This window comes from Microlunatus flavus, from assembly GCF_900110855.1.
Taxonomy (GTDB): Bacteria; Actinomycetota; Actinomycetes; order Propionibacteriales; family Propionibacteriaceae; genus Microlunatus; species Microlunatus flavus.
Window position 1 is genome coordinate 102060 of the sequence record NZ_FOFA01000010.1, and the last position, 19667, is coordinate 121726.

Consider the following 19667-nt stretch of genomic DNA (forward strand, 5'->3'; position numbering starts at 1 on the left):
AGGCTGCTCGACCGTGCCGACCGACCTTCGACCGCGACCTCGTCGCGAGGTCACGTCGTTCGTCCGGCGCTCGGCCCGCATGCGCGACTCGCTGCGGCGCACGTACGACGCCCAGCTCGGCGGGCTCGTGGTCGACGTCCCGCAGGGCGAGCTCCGCACCTCGGTGGCGGCCGACGCCCCGGCCCTCGACCTCGGCGCGCTGTTCGGCCGCGAGGCGCCCGTGGTCGTCGAGATCGGCTGCGGGCCCGGCGACTCGCTCGTCCCCATGGCCCGCGCCCGGCCCGACGTCGACGTGCTGGCCTTCGAGGTCTACGAACCCGCCGTCGCCGCCCTGGTCTCCCGCCTCGTCCGCGAGGACGTGCGCAACGTCCGCGTCGCCCCCGTCGATGCCGTCGGCGGCCTGACCCGGTTGATCGGCGAGGGCGCCCTGAGCGAGGTCTGGACGTTCTTCCCCGACCCCTGGCCCAAGGCCAAGCACCACAAGCGCCGACTGGTCGACGCGACGTTCGCGGACCTGGTCGCCTCCCGGCTCGCTCCCGGCGGCCGGTGGCGGCTGGCCACGGACTGGGAGGGCTACGCCGACCAGATGCGGGCGGTGCTCGACGCCCACCCGGCGTTCGTCACCGAGCCCGAGGACCGCGGCGACCGTCCCGTCACCCGGTTCGAGCGGCGCGGCACCGCCGAGGGTCGTGCCATCGCCGACCTGGTCCACCGCCGTGCCTGAGCCCTACGACGGCGCCACGCAGCGCTGGCGCCTGGACGTCGCGTACGACGGGGCCGGGTTCGCAGGCTGGGCGACGCAGCCGGGCCTGCGCACCGTCGCCGGCGAGCTCGAGCGCTGGATCGGCACCGTCCTGCGCCTCGACCCGCCGCCCTCGCTGGTCTGCGCGGGACGGACGGACGCGGGCGTCCACGCGCGCGGCCAGGTCGCGCAGGTCGACGTCCCCGCCGACCTCGCCCCGGCGCCGGAGGAGCTGGCCCGGCGCCTGGCGCGGGTGCTGCCGCCCGACCTCGTCGTGCGCTCGGCTCGGGTCGCGCCCGTCGGGTTCGACGCCCGCTTCGCGGCGGTGTGGCGGCGCTACGTCTACCGCCTCGCCGACGACGCCACCGGCCGCGACCCCCTGCTGCGCGGGTTCGTGCAGGACGTGCCCGGCACCCTCGACCTCGACCGGCTGTCCCCCGCGCTGCCGGCGCTGCTCGGGCTCCACGACTTCGCCGCGTTCTGCAAGCGGCGCGAGGGAGCCACGACCATCCGCACGCTGCTCGACCTGGACGTCCGGCGGGTCGCCGAGGGACCGTTGGCCGGCGTGGTGGAGGTGACGGTGCGGGCGGACGCGTTCTGCCACTCCATGGTCCGCTCGCTGGTCGGCGCGCTGGTCGCCGTGGCCGACTCCCGCCGCGACGCGGACTGGCTGACGGCGCTGCTCGACGCCCCCGCGCGCGACTCCTCGGTGCCGGTCCTGCCGGCCCGCGGGCTGACGCTGGAGGAGGTCGGCTACCCCGCCGACGACGCGCTCGCCGCCCGTGCGGCCGAGGCGCGCTCCGTCCGGGTGCTCGCGTGAGCACGACAGGTCAGCCCGAGCGGAGCGAGGACCAGCCGCTGCGGCGAGCAGGGTCGCACTACTTCTCGCAGGACCCGACCGGGCCGGAGCACCGGCGCCAGGTCGAGGTCGAGGTCTGGGGACGACGGTTCGGCCTGACGACCGCCAACGGCGTCTTCGCCGGGGACGGGCTCGACCGCGGCACCGAGGTGCTGCTGCGCGAGTCCACGCCGCCCGTGGGCAGCCCGCGCGTCCTCGACCTGGGCTGCGGCTACGGGCCGATCGCGCTCGGGATCGCCCTCGCGTGCCCCGGCGCCCGCGTCGACGCGGTCGACGTCAACGGACGCGCGCTCGCGCTGTGCCGCGACAACGCCTCGGCGCTCGGCGTCGCCGACCGGGTCCGCGCGCTGCGGCCCGACGAGGTCGAGACGGGTCGGGCGTACGACGAGATCTGGTCGAACCCGCCGATCCGCATCGGCAAGGAGGCGCTGCACACGCTCCTGCTGACTTGGCTCCCGCGCCTGGCGCCGGGCGGCCGTGCGCGCCTCGTCGTGTCCAAGAACCTGGGCGGCGACACCCTCCAGCGCTGGCTCGTGGAGCAGGGGTTCGGCTGCGAGCGGGCGGCCAGCAGCAAGGGGTTCCGGGTGCTCCTCGTGACCCCGCGCGCGACGCCGACGACGGCGTGAGCGGGCGGGCGACCCCCGCCGCGAGGCCTCTCCACCCCTTCGTATGGTGGAGACATGGCGTACACACTTCCTGATCTCCCCTACGACTACAGCGCCCTCGAGCCCCACATCTCGGGCGAGATCATGCAGCTCCACCACGACAAGCACCACGCCACCTACGTCGCCGGCATCAACACCGTGATCGACCAGCTGGCGGAGGCTCGTGACAAGAACGCCTTCGGCCCCATCAACGGCCTGGAGAAGACGCTCGCCTTCCACCTCGGTGGCCACATCAACCACTCGGTCTTCTGGCCGAACATGTCCCCGGACGGCGGCGACAAGCCGACCGGCGAGCTCGCCGCGGCCATCGACGAGTTCTTCGGCAGCTTCGACGGGTTCCGCGCGCAGTTCGAGGCCAACGCGAACGCGATCCAGGGCTCGGGCTGGTCCATGCTCGTCTGGGACGCGCTCGGCCAGCGGCTGAACGTCGTCCAGCTCTACGACCAGCAGGGCAACCTGCCGCTCGCGCAGATCCCGGTGCTGCTCCTCGACATGTGGGAGCACGCGTTCTACCTGCAGTACCGCAACGTCAAGGCCGACTACGCCAAGGCCTGGTGGAACGTCGTCAACTGGGCCGACGCCCAGGAGCGGTTCGCGAAGGCGAAGGCGCAGACGCCCGGCCTCATCTGAGCCCAACCCCGCAACGGGAAGGTTTGTGCACCTTGGTGGTGCACAGACCTTCCCGTTGTCATGTCCGGGATCAAGAAGCCTGTGCACAAGGGGTCTGACACCGATGTCGGTCGCCCAGACTCTCGCGGGTGCCAGGTCCTACGAGCGCATACCGCGCCCTCGACCCTCTCGCTGAGCTCCAGCAGGGCGTCATCACCCGGGAGCAGGCGCGCGGGCACGGCGTCTCGGACCGCACCGTCGCGCGTCTGGTCCGAGACGGCCGCTGGACACGGGTGCGGTCGGGCATCTACCTGACGACCGGGGGTGCGCCCTCGTTCGCCGCCCTGGCCTGGACCGGCGTCCTCGCGGCCGGAGGACCGGCGCGCATCGCGGGGCCCGCGGCGGCCCACCTCCAGGGTCTCCTCGCGGAACCGCCCGACCGGATCCGCGTGCTCGTCCCGCACGGGCAGATCCTCGCCTCCTCGGAGCGTTGGCAGTTCCTCCGCGAGCGAGCCGGCGCACGCAGTCCCCGGTCGAGCGGATCCCCACCGTGCACCACCGTCGAGGACACGGTCCTCGACCTGTGCGCGGAGGCACGACCCGAGGACGTCGTCGGTTGGGCGACCGTGGCCGTCCAACGTCGCAGGACCACCGCGGCCCGCCTTCTCAGGGAGCTCGATGGGCGTCAGCGTCATCCGCGCCGGGCGCTCCTCACCGCGTTGCTCACGGACGTGGCGGCAGGCGCGGAGTCTCCGCTGGAGGTCACCTACCTCCGCGACGTCGAGCGGGCGCACGGCCTGCCGCCGGCGGTCCGCCAGCGCCCGTCTCGTGACCGTCGGGCGCTCCGCGACGTCCGATACCCGGAGTACCGCGTCGTCGTGGAGCTCGACGGACGGCTCGGCCACACGGAGCTGGGTCGCTTTCGAGACATGGACCGGGACAACGTGGCCGGCCTGGACGGACTCTTCACGATGCGCTACGGCGCAGCCGACCTCTGGGGACGCCCGTGCGCTGTTGCCGCGCAGGTGGCCGCCGCCCTCCGGCAGCGTGGCTGGAGGGGGCTGCCGACACGGTGCCGTCGCTGCTCACGAGTGCCGGAGGAAGATTGGGTGTGATCTCGCACTATGGAGGTGCACCGGCTTTCCCATTCCGCCCTCAGGGGGCGAGGCGGGTGCGGACCCAGTCCTCGCCGACGCGGTCGTAGCGCAGGCGGTCGTGCATGCGGCTCGGCTGGCCCTGCCAGAACTCGAGCATCGCGGGCCGCACCCGGAACCCTCCCCAGTGCGGCGGGCACGGGACCTCCCCGCCCTCGAACCGTCGCTCCACGCGCGCGTACGCCTCCTCCAGCGCGGCCACGCCGCTCACCTCGCTGGACTGCGCGGACGCCCAGGCCCCGAGCTGGGACCCGCGCGGCCGCGTGGCGAAGTAGGCCTCCGACTCCTCGCGAGGGACGCGGGTCGCGAGCCCCTCGACGCGCACCTGGCGCTGCAGCGGGTACCAGCCGAAGTGCAGGGCGACGTACGGGTTCACGACCAGGTGGTGGCCCTTGGCGGAGTCGTAGTTGCTGAAGAACACGAACGTGCCGTCCTCGACGGCCTTGAGCAGCACCGTCCGCGAGCTCGGCCGGTCGCCCAGCGAGGTCGCCAGCACCATGGCGGTCGGCTCGGGCAGCTCGCCGCGCGCCTTCGCCGCGAAGGCGTCGTCCAGCCAGCGCTCGAACAGCGCGTACGGCTCGGCCGGCGCGCTCTCCTCCCGGAGCGTGGCGGAGTCGTAGTCCATCCGTTCCGCGGCGAGGTCGGGCACGCGTCCATCTTGGCAGCCCGGTTCGGTCGTGCGCGACCGGCGGGCGGCGCCGCGGACCCCGGCCGGACCCTGGGCGGACAGCGACTGCGGCCTCCGCGGCGCGGTGGGAGGATGGGGCACCGTGACGGCGCTCCGGATCCCCGCGGACCTGCTGCCCGCCGACGGCCGCTTCGGCTGCGGGCCCTCCAAGATCCGCCCCGAGGCCGTGGCCGCGCTGGCGGACGAGGGCGCGCACCTGCTCGGCACCTCGCACCGGCAGCGCCCGGTCAAGGCCCTCGTCGGCGACGTGCGCGCCGGCCTCGCCGAGCTGTTCGCGCTGCCCGAGGGCTACGAGGTCGTCCTCGGCAACGGCGGGTCCACGACCTTCTGGGACGTCGCGGTCAGCTCGCTGGTCGAGCGCCGCAGCGCGCACGCCAGCTTCGGCGAGTTCTCCGCCAAGTTCGCCGCGGCGGCGGCCGCCGCTCCGCACCTCGACGAACCGTGCGTCGTCACCGCCCCGGTCGGTTCGGTCGCGGTGCCGGTCGCGGTCCCCGGCGTCGACACGTACGCCTGGGCGCACAACGAGACCTCGACCGGTGCGATCGCCCCGGTCGCGCGCGTCGAGGGCGCCGACCCTGGGGCCCTGGCCGTCGTCGACGGAACCTCCGCGGCCGGCGGCGTGGAGCTCGACGTGAGCCAGACCGACGTCTACTACTTCGCGCCGCAGAAGGGCTTCGGCTCCGAGGGCGGGCTGTGGTTCGCGCTGCTCTCCCCCGCCGCCGTCGAGCGTGTCGGACGCGTGGCGGCGAGCGGCCGCTGGATCCCCGAGAGCCTGAGCCTCGCCGTCGCGCTGGCGAACTCGCGCCTCGACCAGACCCTGAACACCCCGGCCGTCGCCACGCTCTTCCTCATGCGCGAGCAGCTGCGCTGGCTGCTGGAGCGTGGCGGCCTCCCTGCCGCCGCGGCCCGCACGGCCGACTCGGCCCGCCGCATCTACGCCTGGGCCGAGGCGTCGCCGTACGCCACCCCGTTCGTCGCCGACCCGGCGCACCGCTCGCCGGTGGTCGCCACCGTCGACTTCGAGGGGGTCGACGCGGCCGCGCTGGCGGCGACGCTGCGCGCGAACGGCGTCGTCGACACCGAGCCCTACCGCAAGCTCGGCCGCAACCAGCTGCGCGTGGGCATGTTCCCCAACATCGACCCCGACGACGTCAGCGCGCTCTGCGCCTGCGTCGACTGGCTGGTCCCCCGCCTCGACGCCTGAGCCCGCCTCAGCCCGGGCGGCGCACGACGGCGACCACGACACCGGCGACCACGGCCACGACGCCGGCCAGGCCGACGGCGAGGTAGGTGCCGCGCTGCTTGGCCACCGCGGTCGTGGGGACGTCCTCGGGGTCCTCGTCGGACCCGGGGTCGGTCGAGGCCGACGGGCTCGGGCTGGCCCCGGCGGCGGCCGGGATCGGCATGGAGTAGACCTTCGAGGCCTTGCCCTCACCGCCGACCAGCAGCGACCTGCCGTCGAACGACAGCGCCAGCGCCTCGGCCTGCGGCACCCCGGTGACGTCCTCGGAGGCGACCACCTTCCCGGAGGTCCCGTTGACCACGAAGACCTTGCCGTAGGTGAGGTAGGCGATCTCCTTGCCGCCGGGCAGGATCACGCCGTCGGCGAGGGTGGCGGGGACGTCCTTGACGCGCTTGAGCTTGTTGACGCCGTCGCGGCTGGGCTTCTCGGGCGCGCGGTAGAGCCCGCCCTTGGCCTCCTTGGTCGCGATGTAGAGGACGCCGGCCGGCGTGACCAGCAGCGTCTCGGCGTCGTGCGCGCCGTCGGGGTAGCGGAAGTCGTACGCGCGGTAGGTCCGCGTCTCGTCGTCCGGCTTGGGGTCGTCGAAGTAGTAGACGCGGACGGTCTTGCGCTTCTCGTCGTTGTCGCCGATGTCGCCGACGTAGAGCCGGTCCTTGTGCCAGGCGACGGCCTCGGCGTCGACCGGGAACGCGTTGAAGCGCAGCGTGCCCTTGACCTTGCCCGTGGCGTCGATGCCGTAGACGACGCCCAGCGACCCGGAGTCGTTGACGGTCCACCAGACCTTGTTGGTCGGGTCGGCGGCCATGCCCGAGTTCTCGGCGATCCGGCTGTCCTTGATGGTGAACGCGACCTTGCCCGCCGCCCCCGCCGTCACGGGGAAGGCCAGGGCCACCCCGAACGCGACGACCGCCGCGGCCGTGCCTCGCAGCGTCGCGCGCCAACGCATCCTGGGTGCTCGCTCTCCGATTCAGGGCCCGCCCCGGTCGGCGGACCACCGGTGAGCGTACGTCCGATCATTGTGCGCCGACGACCGCGACCAGGTCCGGCACGGCGCGCCGGACGGTGCCGGGCGGCCCCGGAGCGGCGCCGAGGGACGTCAGCCGTAGGTGCGCAGCAGCGCGGCGACCACGACCAGCACCACGAGCGCGACGAGCACCCCGGACACGATGAGGCGGCGCGTCCGGGGGTTCACGGACCCGAGGATAGGAGTGCGCGGGAACGCCCCCGCTCCCGTGGACGCCCTCTACCGTGGGGCCATGGGCCAGCTGCGGGCGTACCTCCTGCCCTCCTGGGCGCTCTCCGCGCTGCTGGGCCGCCCGGACAACCGCGAGCTCGTCCTGGAGGCCGTCCGGCCGGTGCTCCCCGCGCCGCGCCCGCCCGAGCCGCTCGGGCCGATCTTCACCCGCGTGCCCGGCACGCCGGTCCTCGGCGAGGGCGACCCGACGGTCGCCGACGTCGACCGGCTCCTCGCCGCCACCCCGGTCCCGGCCGACCGCGCCCGGGCGACCTGGCTCCTGGTCGAGGCGGTGGCGTCGAGCATGGCCGCCTCGCAGGCCCGCGCGATGACCGACCGGCCCACCGGCCTCGCCCCGCTCGGGATGGCGGTCCCCGACGTGGCGGACGTGGTCGTCGGCGCGTGGACCCTGGCCCAGGCGCGCTCCCAGCCCTCCACCACGTACTGGCTCGACGCCGTCATCGACCAGGTCCCGGAGGGCTCGAGCACCCCGGACGTCGTCGTCTTCTGGTCGCCCTGACACGTGGCCCGGGCCCGGAGCACGCCTCCGCCACCGGCGCCGGAACTGTCGGTGCCGGGCCCTAGGGTCCATCACGTGGTGAGGACGACGGACGATCCGAGAGCGTGGCCCTGGGTGGCCGTCGCGCTGGTGTTCGTCGTGCTCTCACCCGTCGCCTCGATGCTCACGCGCGACGCGAGCGGCCGGACGGTCATCGGCTGGGCGGTCGTCCAGGCGCTGGCCACCGCCGCCGCGTTCCTGATCCCGCAGGTGCGCCAGATCCGGTCCGAGCAGCGCCAGGCCAAGGCCGAGGAGCGGGAGTTCGACACGCGCGTCGAGGTCAAGCTCGCGCTCAACGACGCCCTCGAGCCGGTCGTCCGGCTCCTCGGCGAGATCGCGCAGGAGCCCAGGCGCGGACCGCGCGACCAGCTGCGGGCGCAGGCGGTCCCATTGGTCCTCACGACCGCGGCCGGGCTGACCGGCGAGGACCGCGTGCGCGCGTGCTGGTTCGCGCTCGACCCCGGGCCCCCGCAGCGGCTGGAGCCGCAGGAGTCGCTCGGCCGGGCCGGGCCCGTGACGACGGTCTTCACCGGCGGCACGCCGGCGGGGGACGCGGCGCTGGCGCTCGTCACCGACAACCGTCCGCTCCGGGTCGACGCGATGGCGGAGGTCCCCGCCGGGCAGTGGCAGCTGGAGGACGTCGACGGCTACGAGAGCCTGCTGGTGGTCCCCGTGACCGTGGCCAACGTCGCCTTCGGGATGATCACGCTCGACGCGCTCGAGCCGGGAACGTTCGACGACGACGACGTGGCGCTCCTGCGGCTGATGGCCGGGCTCCTCGGCACGGCGCTGAGCATCCGGTGACCGTCCGAGCGGGGCCGACCGGGCCCTTCCTGACCCAGCACCCGGCGCGACCTGCGCCGGGTGCTCGTCCACGTTGGACACGGGTGCGAGAATGGAGGCGACCGAGGAGGTGACGCACATGGCGATGACGATCGACGGTGACCACCACGACCGGAGGATCGAGGCGATCCTGACCGACCCGAAGGGCTACTTCGAGCGCGCCCGACGCCGCGCAGAGGCGAAGGTGCGCCGCGAGATGGAGCAGGAGCGCGACTCCAAGCCGAGCTCTCGTTCGGCCTGAGGCACCCCGGGCCGCCGCCTGAGGCTCCCCCACCCGGCCCTCCCGCTCATCCACCCGTCCCCCGACGAGGCGCTGCACCACGCCCTCGTACGCCGGGACGGGTTTGCTGTCTCTGCAGCCGGTGCGGCGCACGCGGACGGACCGGTCGGCGCGAGCACTACGGCTCGGTCCCGAGGCCCAGGACCTGCTCGAACGCTGCCCGGGTGTCCGCCACCAGGGCTTCTGCCCGGTCCGAGGAGGCACGCCCGGTCGCGTAGCAGGCCAGCGCGATCTGACCGGCGAAGCGCGCGACGCCCTCGTCCCACCCTTCCTCGACCAGGAGCGCGCTCAGGCGCTCGGCGATGACCTGGGTCTTGGCCGCGCTGCGTCCGCGCAGCTCGATGTTGCCCTCGACCAGCCGCTCGTGCCGGCGGTAGTCCTCGGGGTCCTCGGTGATCTGCGCGCACAGCTGCAGGACGAGCGGCTGCAGCGCCTGCACGGCGCTCCGCGGCGACCGGTTCTCGGGTGCGGTGCGACCCAGGTGCTCCGCGGTCAACGCCTGGAGCAGCGCCTCCTCGCGGGCGAACACGACCTCCTGCTTGTCGCCGAAGTGGCGGAAGAACGTCGTCCGGCCGACCTCGGCCCGCTCGGCGATGTCGGCCACCGAGACCTTGGCGTAGCCGCGCTCGGCGAACAGCTCGGCCGCCGCGCGCACGATGCGTTCCCGGGCCGCTCTCTGCTTGCGCTCGACGAGCGGTGGGGTGGACGGCACGGACCGAACCTACCGCTCGGGATCGTCGACCGGCACTTCGTCCTAAGAGGGCTTGCGTTCGTTCTGGTACGCAGTACCATTCTGAGGTCGGCCACCAGGGCTGGCAGGAACGAGAGGAAGCACCATGGACGTCACCGACCGTTGGGCGATCGCCGACACGCTGAGCCTCGTGGGCCACGTCTTCGACGAGCGCAGGTTCGACGAGATCGACACCGTCTTCGCCGCCGACGTCGTGTACGACATGAGCGCGCTCGGGATGCCCGTGATCTCCGGCGTCGAGGGCGCCCGGAGGGCCGCCCGGGCCATGGGGGCCGGCGGTCCCGTCGCGCACCTCGTGAGCAACGTGGTCGTCGTCGGCCAGGACGGCGACGACGTCGCCGTGGACTCCAAGGGCCTCCTGCTGATGCGGGACGGGACGACGAACGCCGTCGTGCACCACGACGTGCTGCGGCGAGAAGCGGCTGGTTGGCGCATCGCCCGCCGCGTCGTCGTTCCCGCGCGCGCCGCGGTCCCGGCATGAGCGCGCCCACGCAGGCGGCCCCGCAGGGCGTGCCCTTCCTCGCCGGTCGCGACACCGCACCGGCGTACTGGGCGTTCGGCGTCCTCTGGGTGGTCCTCGTCGACTCCGCCCAGACCGGCGGGACGTTCTCGCTGGTGGAGCAGTGGATGCCCGCCGGGGACGGGCCGCCGCCGCACGTGCACCCGATCGACGAGTGGTTCGAGGTGCTCGAGGGCGAGATCGCCTTCCGCGTCGGCGACGAGGAGATCACCGCCGGCGCGGGGGACTCTGTGTGGATCCCCCGGGGCACGGTGCACACCTTCACCGTGCTGACCGCGGCGCACGTCCTGAACGGCTACACCCCCGGCGGGTTCGAGCAGGTGATCAAGGGCCTGGGCACCCCGGCCCTGCGCCGGGAGCTGCCGCCCCCCGACCTCGGGTTCGACCCCCGTGCCGCGGCGCAGCTGATGGACAACTTCTGGTCGGCCAGCGCCGACGCCGCGTGGGCCCGGTCGTGGACACGGTGAGACGGATCGCGGTGAGACGGGTCTCGGTGCGCCGGATCCCCGACGAGGGCTACAGCACCCCGGTGTGGTCCAGCAGCACGCGCGTGCCGATGAGGATGAGGATCACGCCGCCGGCGATCTCCGCCGGCCCGCCGAACCGTCGCCCCACCCGTCGCCCGAGCAGGACGCCGACGAAGCTGAGCACGGCCGTGCAGACGCCGATCAGCAGCACCGCCCACCCGACGGCCACGTCGAGGAACGCGAACGAGATGCCCACCGCCAGCGCGTCGATGCTGGTGGCGACGGCCAGCACCAGCAGCTCCCGCAGGGGCAGCGCGTCGCTGTCCTCCTCGGTGTCCTCCCCGCCCCGGACGGCTTCCCAGATCATCTTCAGCCCGATGAGCAGGAGCAGGCCGAAGGCGACCCAGTGGTCGACGCCGGTGATGTAGCGGGCGAACTGGCTGGCCAGCACCCACCCGATCAGTGGCATCACGGCCTGGAACCCGCCGAAGGTGAGCGCGATCGCGAGGGCGTGCCGCAGGTCGAACGTCTTCATGTGCAGGCCCTTGCCGAGCGCGACGGCGAAGGCGTCCGCGGACACGCCGACGGCGATCGCCAGCAGCCCGAGGAACGACATGCGCAGGTCCCCCGGCTCAGGCCGGCGAGACCACCAGCACGAGGTCACCGCCCTCGACCTGCTGGATCGCGCTGAGCGCGAGGCGCTCGACGCGGCCGGCGACCGGCGAGGTGATCGCGGCCTCCATCTTCATCGCCTCGATCGTCGCCACCGTGCTGCCGGCCTCGACCTCGTCGCCCTCGCGCACGGTCACGGTCACCACGCCGGCGAACGGCGCCGCGACGTGCCCGGCCCGCGTCGTGTCGGCCTTCTCGGCCGTCTTGACGTCGACCTTCACCGACGTGTCGCGGACGCGGATCGGACGCAGCTGGCCGTTGATCGTGCACATGACGGTGCGCATGCCGCGCTCGTCGGGGTCGCTGATCGCCTGCAGCCCGAGGATCAGGCTGACGCCGCGGCCGATGCGCGCCGTGTGCTCCTCACCCGGCTGGAGGCCGTAGAGGTAGTCGAGCGTGTCGAGCCGGCCCACGTTGCCGTACGTCTCCCGGCTGCCCAGGAACTCCCGCGTCGGCCCGGGGAACAGCAGCCGGTTGAGCGCGGCCTGGCGGGTCGCGCCCGGCTGGTCGAGCTCGGCGGAGTCCTCGTCGGCCAGCTCGGTCTCGCGCAGCGGCACCGTGCGGCCCGCGAGGGCCTTCGTCCGGAACGGCTCCGGCCAGCCGCCGGGCGGGTCGCCGAGCTCGCCGCCCAGGAAGCCGATGACGGAGTCGGGGATGTCGAAGGCCTGCGGGTTGTCCTCGAACTCCTTCGGGTCGGCCCCGACCGCGACGAGGTGCAGGGCCAGGTCGCCGACGACCTTGGAGCTCGGCGTGACCTTGGTCGGCCGCCCGAGGATCCGGTTGGCCGCGGTGTACATGGCCTCGATCTGCTCGAACTTCTCGCCGAGGCCGAGCGCGACGGCCTGCTGGCGCAGGTTCGACAGCTGGCCGCCGGGGATCTCGTGGTCGTAGACGCGCCCGGTCGGGCTGTCGAGGCCCGACTCGAACGGCGCGTACACGCGGCGCACGGCCTCCCAGTACGGCTCGAGGTCCATGACGGCGCGCAGGTCGAGGTTCGTCGCGCGCTCGGTGTTCTCCAGCGCGGCGACGAGCGCCGACGCCGGCACCTGCGACGTCGTGCCCGCCATCGGCGCGCTGGCCACGTCGACCGCGTCCACGCCCGCGTCGACCGCGGCCATGAGCGTCGCCAGCTGGCCGCCGGCCGTGTCGTGCGTGTGCAGGTGCACGGGCAGGTCGAAGCGCTCGCGCAGCGCGCTGACCAGCGTCTTCGCCGCGGGCGGGCGCAGCAGCCCCGCCATGTCCTTGATCGCGAGGATGTGCGCGCCCGCCTCGACGGCCTGCTCGGCCAGGCGCAGGTAGTAGTCGAGGGTGTAGAGCGTCTCGCGCGGGTTCGTGAGGTCGGCCGTGTAGCACAGGGCCACCTCGGCGACCGTGGTGCCGGTCTCCCGCACGGCCTCGATCGCCGGCCGCATCTGCTCGATGTCGTTGAGGGCGTCGAAGATCCGGAAGATGTCGATGCCCGTCGCGGCCGCCTCGGCGACGAAGGACGTCGTGACCTTGGTCGGGTAGGGCGTGTAGCCGACGGTGTTGCGCCCGCGCAGCAGCATCTGCAGGGCGACGCCGGGCATGTTGTAGCGCAGCGCCGCGAGCCGCTCCCACGGGTCCTCGGCGAGGAAGCGCAGGGCCACGTCGTACGTCGCCCCGCCCCAGCACTCGACGCTGAACAGCTCCGGCGTCATGCGCCCGACGTACGGGGCGATGCGCAGCAGGTCCTTGGTGCGCACCCGCGTCGCCAGCAGCGACTGGTGCGCGTCGCGGAACGTCGTGTCGGTGACCTCGGTGCGGGTGCGCGAGCGCAGGTCGGCCGCAAAGCCCTCCGGCCCGAGCTCCAGCAGCCGCTGGCGCGAGCCGTGCGGCGACGGCTGCGTCAGGTCCACCCCGACGGGGCGCTTGACGCCCGGGTCGAGGTGCGTCGGCGCGGGACCCCACGGCTTGTTGACCGTCACCTCGGCGAGCCAGCGCAGCAGCTTGGTGCCGCGGTCGGCCGGCGCGTGGGTGGTCAGGAGCTCGGGACGCTCCTCGATGAACGCGGTCGAGATGTCGCCGGCGGCGAACGCCGGGTCCTCGAGGACGGCCTGGAGGAACGGGATGTTCGTGCTGACGCCGCGGATGCGGAACTCGGCCAGGGCGCGGCGCTGGCGCGCGACGGCCGCCTCGAAGGTGCGGCCGCGGCAGATCAGCTTGACCAGCATCGAGTCGAAGTAGGCGCTGATCTGGACGCCGACGTCGACCGTCCCGCCGTCGAGGCGGACGCCCGCGCCACCCGCGCTGCGGTAGGCGGTGATGGTGCCGGTGTCGGGACGGAACCCGTTCGCCGGGTCCTCCGTCGTGATGCGGCACTGCAGGGCCGAGCCGTTGATCCGTACGGTCTCCTGCGACAGGCCGAGGTCGGCGAGGCTCTCGCCGCTCGCGATGCGCATCTGCGACTGCACGAGGTCGACGTCGGTGATCTCCTCGGTGATCGTGTGCTCGACCTGGATGCGCGGGTTCATCTCGATGAACACGTGCTCCCCGGCCCGCTCGCCCTCGGTCTCGACGAGGAACTCGACGGTCCCGGCGCACGAGTAGCCGATCGAGTTCGCGAACTTCACCGCGTCGGCGCAGAGCGCCTCGCGCAGCGCGGGGTCGAGGTGCGGCGCCGGCGCGATCTCGATGACCTTCTGGTGGCGCCGCTGGATCGAGCAGTCGCGCTCGAAGAGGTGCATGACGTGCCCTGACTGGTCGGCCAGGATCTGCACCTCGATGTGGCGCGGCCGGCCGACGGCCTGCTCGATGAACGCGGTCGGGTCGCCGAACGCGCCCTCGGCCTCGCGCATCGCCGCCTCGATCGACTCGCGCAGCCGGGCCGGGTCGTCGACGCGACGCATGCCGCGCCCGCCACCGCCGGCGACGGCCTTGACGAACACCGGGAAGCCGATCTCCTCGGCTCCGGCGACCAGCTCGTCCACGTCGGCGCTCGGCGGCGTGGAGCGCAGCGTCGGGACGCCGGCCGCCTTGGCCGCGGCGAGCGCGCGGACCTTGTTGCCCGCCAGCTCGAGCACGTCGGCCGGCGGGCCGATGAAGGTGATGCCGTTCTCCTCGCACGCCCGCGCGAGGTCCGGGTTCTCCGACAGGAAGCCGTAGCCGGGGTAGACCGCGTCCGCGCCCGACTCCCGCGCGGCGCGGATGATCTCGTCGATGTCGAGGTACGCCCGCACGGGGTGCCCGCGCTCACCGATCTGGTACGCCTCGTCGGCCTTGATGCGGTGCACCGCGTTGCGGTCCTCGTACGGGTAGACCGCCACCGTCTGGGCACCGAGCTCGTAGGCGGCGCGGAACGCCCGCACGGCGATCTCACCCCGGTTGGCGACGAGCACCTTGCTGAACATGGCCGCAACCTACCGGGCGCTCCGTTACCGCCTTGCTACACGTCTCGTGTTGTCTGCCTCCGCTTCGCTCCGACGCGTCGGACGCTCTGACCCTCCGCCTTCCTCCCTCGCTCGCACGACGGAAGAACGTTGTCGTGCTCCCTCGGTCGTCCAGGCGGAGGCGCGTCCGCCGGTAGAGGTCGGGCGGCGGCCGGGCTCCCGGCAGGCCTGTCCACGTCCACGGCTCGTACGGAGCACCCGACCCTCAGAGGTCGAGCTCGCTGGGGACGTCGGTGAGGGTGAAGCGGGCGGTGACGGAGGCGTGCACGGTCTGGGGTTGCGGCTCCAGGTCCAGCTCGGGAGGCTCGCCGCCGCCCTTGGCCAGGCCGAACGCGCGGGGCATGATCCCGTGGCCGCCGGCGTCGGTGTCGGCGAGCTCGAGGAGGTCGCCGAGGGTCGCGCCGAGCGCCTCGGCGTAGTCGCGGGCGCGCGCGACGGCTGCGGCGACCGCGGCTCGTCGCGCGTCGCGCTCGAGCGGGGAGCCGGGGCGGAGGGACCACCACGGCCCGTCGACCTGCGCGCCGGACAGGCCGGTGAGGGCGACGACGAGGCCGGACAGGCCGGCGAAGTCGGCCAGCGTCAGCCGCGTCGCATAGCGGCCGGTGTAGCCGGTGATCCTCACGCCCGAGCGCCGGTCGAAGACCGGGCTGACCGACAGCGGGTCGGTCCGGACGGAGTCGAAGGTCAGCTCGGGCAGCGCCGCGTCCACCTGCCGCGCGAGCTCGGCGAGCGAGCGGGTGACCTCGGCGGCGCTGCGTCCCGAGGTGTGCAGCACGGCGGACACCGTCGCCAGCTCGGGAGGCCCCTCGACCTGCCCCTCGCCCCGGACGGTCACGGTCGGCGTCGCACTCATGGTGCGGACTGTAGCCACGAACACGGGAGGGCCGAGGAACGCTCCCTGAGCCTGTCGAAGGGCCTCGAAGAGGTCAGCGTCCTCCCCCGACGAGCGACGCCGACCCGTTCCGGGCCCTTCGACAAGCTCAGGGAGCGTCACCGGGCACCGCTCCCCTCAGCGGGCGAGCACTCTGCCGGCCAGCGGAGCCGAGAACGCTCCCTGAGCCTGTCGAAGGGCCTCGAAGAGGTCAGCGTCCTCCCCCGACGGGCGACGCCCACCCGTTCCGGGCCCTTCCACGAGCTCAGGATGGGTCCTGCAGGAGGCTCAGGGAGCGCACTGCCGAGCTCAGACCCCGTGGACCTCGAGGTTCGGGCGGGGCTGCAGGTGCGGCGTGATGCGCAGGTGCTCGCGGTGCATGACGAAGGCGACCGTGGCCAGCACGCCCAGGGCGGTGAGGGCGCCGCCGCCGATAAGGGTCCAGCGCGGGCCGAAGACCTCCCCGACCCAGCCGAGCAGCGGCGCGCCGATCGGGGTGCCGCCCATCAGCACCATCATGTAGAGCGCCATCACGCGGCCCCGCAGGTGCCCGGGTGCACCGAGCTGCACGGACGCGTTCGCCGCCGTCAGCGTCAGCAGGGCGACCAGCCCGAGCAGGGGCAGGATCGCGGCATAGGTGGCGTACGTCGGCATCATCCCGGCGACGACCTCCACCCCGGCGAAGGCCAGGGCCATGAGGACCACGAACCGTCCCCGCGGACGCACGCGGCGCCGCGCGGCGAGCAGGGCGCCGGTCAGCGAGCCCACGGCCATGAACGTGCCGAGGATCCCGTACTCCGCCGGCCCCTTGTGGAACTGCTGCTGGGCCATGAGCGCGGAGGTCATCTGGAAGTTCATGCCGAAGGTGCCGACGAAGAACGCGACGCAGAGGATGAGGAGCAGGTCGGTGCGGTGCCAGACGTACGACATGCCCTCGCGGATCTGGTGCTTGGCCCGCGGCGGCTTCTCCACGCGGTTGAGCAGCGAGGAGTTCATCAGCGTCAGCGCGAGGATCATCGCGCCGTAGGTGATGGAGTTCGACAGGATCGCCCAGCCCGAGCCGAACGCGGCGATGACCAGGCCGGCCAGCGCGGGGCCGATGATTCGGCCGGTGTTGAAGTTGGCCGAGTTGAGCCCGATCGCGTTGGCGATGTGGGCCTTGCCCGCGACCTCGGAGACGAACGCCTGCCGCGCCGGGTTGTCGAAGGCGGTGCCGAGGCCGAAGGCCAGCGCGACGACGAAGACGTGCCACGTCTGGGCCACGCCGGTGACGGCGAGCAGCCCCAGCACGGCGGCGCAGACGGCCAGCCACGCCTGGGTGACGCGCAGGATCCGGCGCTTGTCGAAGCGGTCGGCGATGAGCCCGCCGTACGGGGACAGCAGCAGCATCGGCAGGAACTGCAGACCGGTGGTCACGCCGACGGCGAGGGCGGAGCCGTGGGAGAGCTCGAGGACCAGCCAGTCCTGGGCGACGCGCTGCATCCAGGTGCCGATGTTGGAGACGAAGGCGCCGGCGAAGTAGATGCGGTAGTTCGGCTGGCCGAGCGCGGCGAACATGCCGTCGCGCGTCTCGGCGGCCGGCTGCTCGGCGTCCGCCCTCGCGGCGCCCGCCTCGTCGACCTCCGGCTGCGCGGCGGCGGCCTCGTCGGTGGGGCTGTCGGCCAGGTCGCTGCGGACACTCACGCGGTGCTCACTTCTCGTTGATCTTCTCGAGGACGCCCACCGCGCGGCGGAGGACCTCCCGGTCGTCGGGGTCGAGCTCGGCGATGCGCTGCGCCAGCCACTCGCTGCGGCGGCGACGGTTGGCCAGCAGCAGGTCGCGTCCGGTCGGGGTCAGCGAGACCCGCGACTGACGCCGGTCCGTCGGGTCCGGCGTCCGCACGACCAGGCCGCGCTCCTCGAGCGCGTTCACCGTCCGCGTCATCGACGGGGCGGCGACCTTCTCGGCCGCGGCGAGCGCCCCGATGGGCTGGTCGTCCTGGCGCGCGAGCACGCCCATCGCGGACAGCTGCGTCGGCGTCAGCTCGACGGCGTCGGCGCGCACCTGGCGCAGCCGGCGCGCCAGCTGCATGACGACGGGCCGGAGCCCGTCGGACAGCCCGGCCACGCTGCGGAGGTCGCTCCGCGTGCTCCTCGTGACGGTCGGCGTGCTCATGCGATCGACCGTACTCTTTAGCACTGTTAAATACAATGGCTAAACGTCTCGAGCGCGCCCACCGCGAGGATCGTGACCAGCGGCACGTCCGCCGAGGACCCTGAGATGGTGCTGACCGACGCTCAGGATCCGTACGATGAGGACGCGCGCACGCGCGAGGACGACCGGGGAGGGGACCCGACGGTGGGGCGGATCGACGCGTACGAGGGCGCGCGGCTCGGGCGCCGCTCGCTGCTGGCGGGGGCTCTGGCGGCGACGCTGGCGGCCTGCTCGGACAAGACCCCGCCGGCCCCCGCGCCTGCCGCGGTGCCGTCGAGCACGCCGACCCCGACGCCGACCCCCTCGCCCACCCCGACGGTCCCGGTCGACACCCGACCCCGTTGGCCCCTCACGGGCGAGCTGCTGAAGGACAAGAAGGACGCGCACCACGCCGCCGTCGCGGTCAAGGTCCCGGACAACCGGCAGGAGCACCCGCAGCGCGGGATCGACGACGCCGACATCGTCTTCGTCCAGCTCGAGGGCTACCTCGACGCCAACGGCTACAGCTCGACCCGGCTCGTCCCCGTGTTCCACTCGAAGATGCCGGACACGGTGGAGCCGGTCCGCTCCATCCGGCCCGTCGACGTGCCGCTGCTCAGCCCGATGGACGCCATCATCGGCAACACCGGTGCGGCGAAGTGGACGATCGCGTACGTCAAGAAGCACAGCCAGCACCTCGAGGCGATGCTGTCCTACCTCGCGACCCGGGGCACGGGCTCGTACGGGACCGACCAGTCGCGGGTCTACCAGTACCAGGGCCAGACCTACTACGACCGCGCGACGACCTGCCACCCCAAGGTGCTGGCCAAGCAGACCAAGCGGTTCCGTGACGGTCCCCCGCGCCTGTACTTCCCGATCGCCTCGACCAAGGCCGAGGTGAGCACGGTGAAGGGCAAGAAGGGCCGCACGCTCTCCGTGCCCTACAAGGGCAACGACTACCGGATGAGCTACACCTACGACAAGGGGTCCGGGCGCTACCTGCGCAGCATGCCCTGGGGGCCGCACGTCCTCGCCGACGGCAAGCGCGTCTCGACGGACAACGTGCTCGTGGTCAAGGCGCACCAGCACTTCGAGCACCACGAGCCGTTCCACGACATCATCGACGAGAAGGGCACGTTCTACTACTTCCACGGCGGCAAGCAGGTCTCGGGCACCTGGCGCAAGGCCGGGGTCGCCGAGCCCTTCGCCTTCACGCTCAAGAACGGTCAACCGCTCAAGATGGCTCCGGGGCAGACGTTCGTGGAGCTGCCGGACACGAAGGCCAAGCTCCGCATCGGATGACGCGCCGGGCGGGCGCCCGTGTGGTCGGCCGCGGTCGGGGTACGCCTGGGGCGTGGATCTCGCTGAGGGTGTGTCGACAACCGGTGGGCCTGGCCGACGGGCGTCGCGGATGCTCGCGGTCTACCTGCGCAACCACGAGGCGGCCGCCCAGGGCGGCGCCGAGCTGTTCCGCCGGATGGCGTCGAGCCAGCGCCGGCGTCCCTGGGGCCCCGAGCTCGAGGACCTGACCGCCGACGTGGTCGAGGACCTCCGCTCCCTGCGCGCGCTGCTGCGCGGCTGGCGGGTCTCCCCCGACCCCTGGGCCGGGCTGACCGTCAAGCTGGGCGAACGTGTCGGCCGGCTCAAGCCCAACGGCCACCTGGTCTCCCGCTCACCGCTGTCCGACCTCGTCGAGGTGGAGGCGGGCCTGGACGCGGTCCACGCCAAGGCCGCCGGCTGGCAGGCGCTGCTGGCCGCCCCGACGCCGACCCCGTCGGTCGACCTCGACGACCTCGCCCGCCGCGCCGAGGACCAGGTCGCCCGCCTGCGCGCGGTTCACGTCCAGGTCGCCGCCGCCGTCCTATGAGGCTTCAGCAGGTCAGTGGCGAAGACGCTCCCTGAGCTTGTCGAAGGGCCTCGCAGGAAACGC

The 19667-nt window shown here is 73.2% G+C and carries 21 protein-coding genes and 1 pseudogene; 14 read left to right on the forward strand and 8 right to left on the reverse strand.

Going from position 1 to position 19667, the window contains the following annotated elements:
• Positions 1–13: 13 nt before the first annotated feature.
• The 6 genes and pseudogenes from trmB (at position 14) to BMY04_RS19470 (ending at position 3990) form a co-directional block, all read left to right on the forward strand.
• Positions 14–724 carry a tRNA (guanosine(46)-N7)-methyltransferase TrmB gene (trmB, locus tag BMY04_RS19450; RefSeq protein ID WP_232506520.1) on the forward strand — a complete coding sequence of 237 codons (711 nt, stop codon included), beginning with the start codon at positions 14–16 and terminating at the stop codon, positions 722–724.
• The gene (truA, locus tag BMY04_RS19455) at positions 717–1562 is read left to right on the forward strand and encodes a tRNA pseudouridine(38-40) synthase TruA (protein ID WP_091185429.1); all 846 of its coding nucleotides are present in this window, start codon (positions 717–719) and stop codon (positions 1560–1562) included. Before trmB ends, truA begins: the two co-directional genes overlap by 8 nt.
• Positions 1559–2227 (forward strand): class I SAM-dependent methyltransferase, encoded by a 669-nt coding sequence (locus BMY04_RS19460; protein WP_232506521.1) that lies wholly within the window; start codon positions 1559–1561, stop codon positions 2225–2227. Before truA ends, BMY04_RS19460 begins: the two co-directional genes overlap by 4 nt.
• 54 nt (positions 2228–2281) lie before the next feature.
• Complete coding sequence (locus BMY04_RS19465) at positions 2282–2896, forward strand: superoxide dismutase (protein WP_091185433.1); 615 nt, start codon at positions 2282–2284, stop codon at positions 2894–2896.
• Between the two features lie 128 nt (positions 2897–3024).
• A pseudogene (locus BMY04_RS23450) lies at positions 3025–3177 on the forward strand (type IV toxin-antitoxin system AbiEi family antitoxin domain-containing protein); the annotation flags it as partial.
• A gap of 147 nt (positions 3178–3324) precedes the next feature.
• A complete protein-coding gene (locus BMY04_RS19470) occupies positions 3325–3990 on the forward strand; it encodes a hypothetical protein (protein ID WP_232506535.1) in 666 nt (221 codons plus the stop codon).
• Positions 3991–4030: 40 nt separating this feature from the next.
• Here the strand turns inward: BMY04_RS19470 and pdxH are convergent, their stop codons facing one another.
• Entirely contained in the window at positions 4031–4678 is a 648-nt protein-coding gene (pdxH, locus tag BMY04_RS19475; protein WP_232506522.1) for a pyridoxamine 5'-phosphate oxidase, read from the reverse strand.
• A gap of 121 nt (positions 4679–4799) precedes the next feature.
• Between pdxH and serC the strand changes: the two genes are divergently transcribed.
• On the forward strand, positions 4800–5921 hold the full coding sequence (gene serC / locus BMY04_RS19480; RefSeq protein WP_091185766.1) for a phosphoserine transaminase: 1122 nt from the start codon (positions 4800–4802) through the stop codon (positions 5919–5921).
• A 7-nt stretch (positions 5922–5928) separates the two neighbouring features.
• On the opposite strand, the gene BMY04_RS22935 is transcribed toward serC, so the two are convergent.
• Positions 5929–6906, reverse strand: coding sequence for a hypothetical protein (locus BMY04_RS22935; RefSeq protein ID WP_091185440.1), 978 nt, complete (start codon positions 6904–6906; stop codon positions 5929–5931).
• Between the two features lie 310 nt (positions 6907–7216).
• Here BMY04_RS22935 and BMY04_RS19490 point away from each other — a divergent pair, with 310 nt between their 5' ends.
• From BMY04_RS19490 to BMY04_RS19500, 3 genes are all read left to right on the forward strand, one after another.
• Positions 7217–7714 carry a hypothetical protein gene (locus BMY04_RS19490; RefSeq protein ID WP_139210007.1) on the forward strand — a complete coding sequence of 166 codons (498 nt, stop codon included), beginning with the start codon at positions 7217–7219 and terminating at the stop codon, positions 7712–7714.
• Between the two features lie 114 nt (positions 7715–7828).
• The gene (locus BMY04_RS19495; RefSeq protein ID WP_091185448.1) at positions 7829–8557 is read left to right on the forward strand and encodes a GAF domain-containing protein; all 729 of its coding nucleotides are present in this window, start codon (positions 7829–7831) and stop codon (positions 8555–8557) included.
• Between the two features lie 91 nt (positions 8558–8648).
• Positions 8649–8837: a hypothetical protein gene (locus BMY04_RS19500; RefSeq protein ID WP_091185450.1), complete on the forward strand. Its 189-nt coding sequence runs from the start codon at positions 8649–8651 to the stop codon at positions 8835–8837.
• A 157-nt stretch (positions 8838–8994) separates the two neighbouring features.
• Here BMY04_RS19500 and BMY04_RS19505 read toward each other — a convergent pair whose 3' ends face one another.
• A complete protein-coding gene (locus BMY04_RS19505) occupies positions 8995–9588 on the reverse strand; it encodes a TetR/AcrR family transcriptional regulator (protein WP_091185454.1) in 594 nt (197 codons plus the stop codon).
• 124 nt (positions 9589–9712) lie between these two features.
• Between BMY04_RS19505 and BMY04_RS19510 the strand changes: the two genes are divergently transcribed.
• Both BMY04_RS19510 and BMY04_RS19515 read left to right on the forward strand, forming a co-directional pair.
• Entirely contained in the window at positions 9713–10108 is a 396-nt protein-coding gene (locus BMY04_RS19510) for a nuclear transport factor 2 family protein (protein WP_091185458.1), read from the forward strand.
• A complete protein-coding gene (locus tag BMY04_RS19515) occupies positions 10105–10614 on the forward strand; it encodes a cupin domain-containing protein (protein WP_198410287.1) in 510 nt (169 codons plus the stop codon). The genes BMY04_RS19510 and BMY04_RS19515 overlap by 4 nt, the downstream gene beginning before the upstream one ends.
• Positions 10615–10663: 49 nt before the next feature.
• Here BMY04_RS19515 and BMY04_RS19520 read toward each other — a convergent pair whose 3' ends face one another.
• The 5 genes from BMY04_RS19520 to BMY04_RS19540 form a co-directional block, all read right to left on the reverse strand.
• Positions 10664–11230 carry a manganese efflux pump MntP gene (locus BMY04_RS19520; protein ID WP_091185461.1) on the reverse strand — a complete coding sequence of 189 codons (567 nt, stop codon included), beginning with the start codon at positions 11228–11230 and terminating at the stop codon, positions 10664–10666.
• A 16-nt stretch (positions 11231–11246) separates the two neighbouring features.
• On the reverse strand, positions 11247–14654 hold the full coding sequence (locus BMY04_RS19525; protein WP_091185465.1) for a pyruvate carboxylase: 3408 nt from the start codon (positions 14652–14654) through the stop codon (positions 11247–11249).
• A gap of 244 nt (positions 14655–14898) precedes the next feature.
• Positions 14899–15546, reverse strand: a complete 648-nt coding sequence (locus tag BMY04_RS19530) for an SIMPL domain-containing protein (RefSeq protein ID WP_091185468.1) — start codon at positions 15544–15546, stop codon at positions 14899–14901.
• 327 nt (positions 15547–15873) lie between these two features.
• Positions 15874–17247 (reverse strand): MFS transporter, encoded by a 1374-nt coding sequence (locus tag BMY04_RS19535; protein WP_232506523.1) that lies wholly within the window; start codon positions 17245–17247, stop codon positions 15874–15876.
• A 7-nt stretch (positions 17248–17254) separates the two neighbouring features.
• Positions 17255–17719 (reverse strand): MarR family winged helix-turn-helix transcriptional regulator, encoded by a 465-nt coding sequence (locus tag BMY04_RS19540; protein ID WP_091185471.1) that lies wholly within the window; start codon positions 17717–17719, stop codon positions 17255–17257.
• A gap of 105 nt (positions 17720–17824) precedes the next feature.
• Here BMY04_RS19540 and BMY04_RS19545 point away from each other — a divergent pair, with 105 nt between their 5' ends.
• On the forward strand, positions 17825–19039 hold the full coding sequence (locus BMY04_RS19545; RefSeq protein ID WP_091185475.1) for a DUF3048 domain-containing protein: 1215 nt from the start codon (positions 17825–17827) through the stop codon (positions 19037–19039).
• A gap of 109 nt (positions 19040–19148) precedes the next feature.
• On the forward strand, positions 19149–19604 hold the full coding sequence (locus BMY04_RS19550; protein ID WP_091185477.1) for a hypothetical protein: 456 nt from the start codon (positions 19149–19151) through the stop codon (positions 19602–19604).
• Positions 19605–19667: the final 63 nt, after the last annotated feature.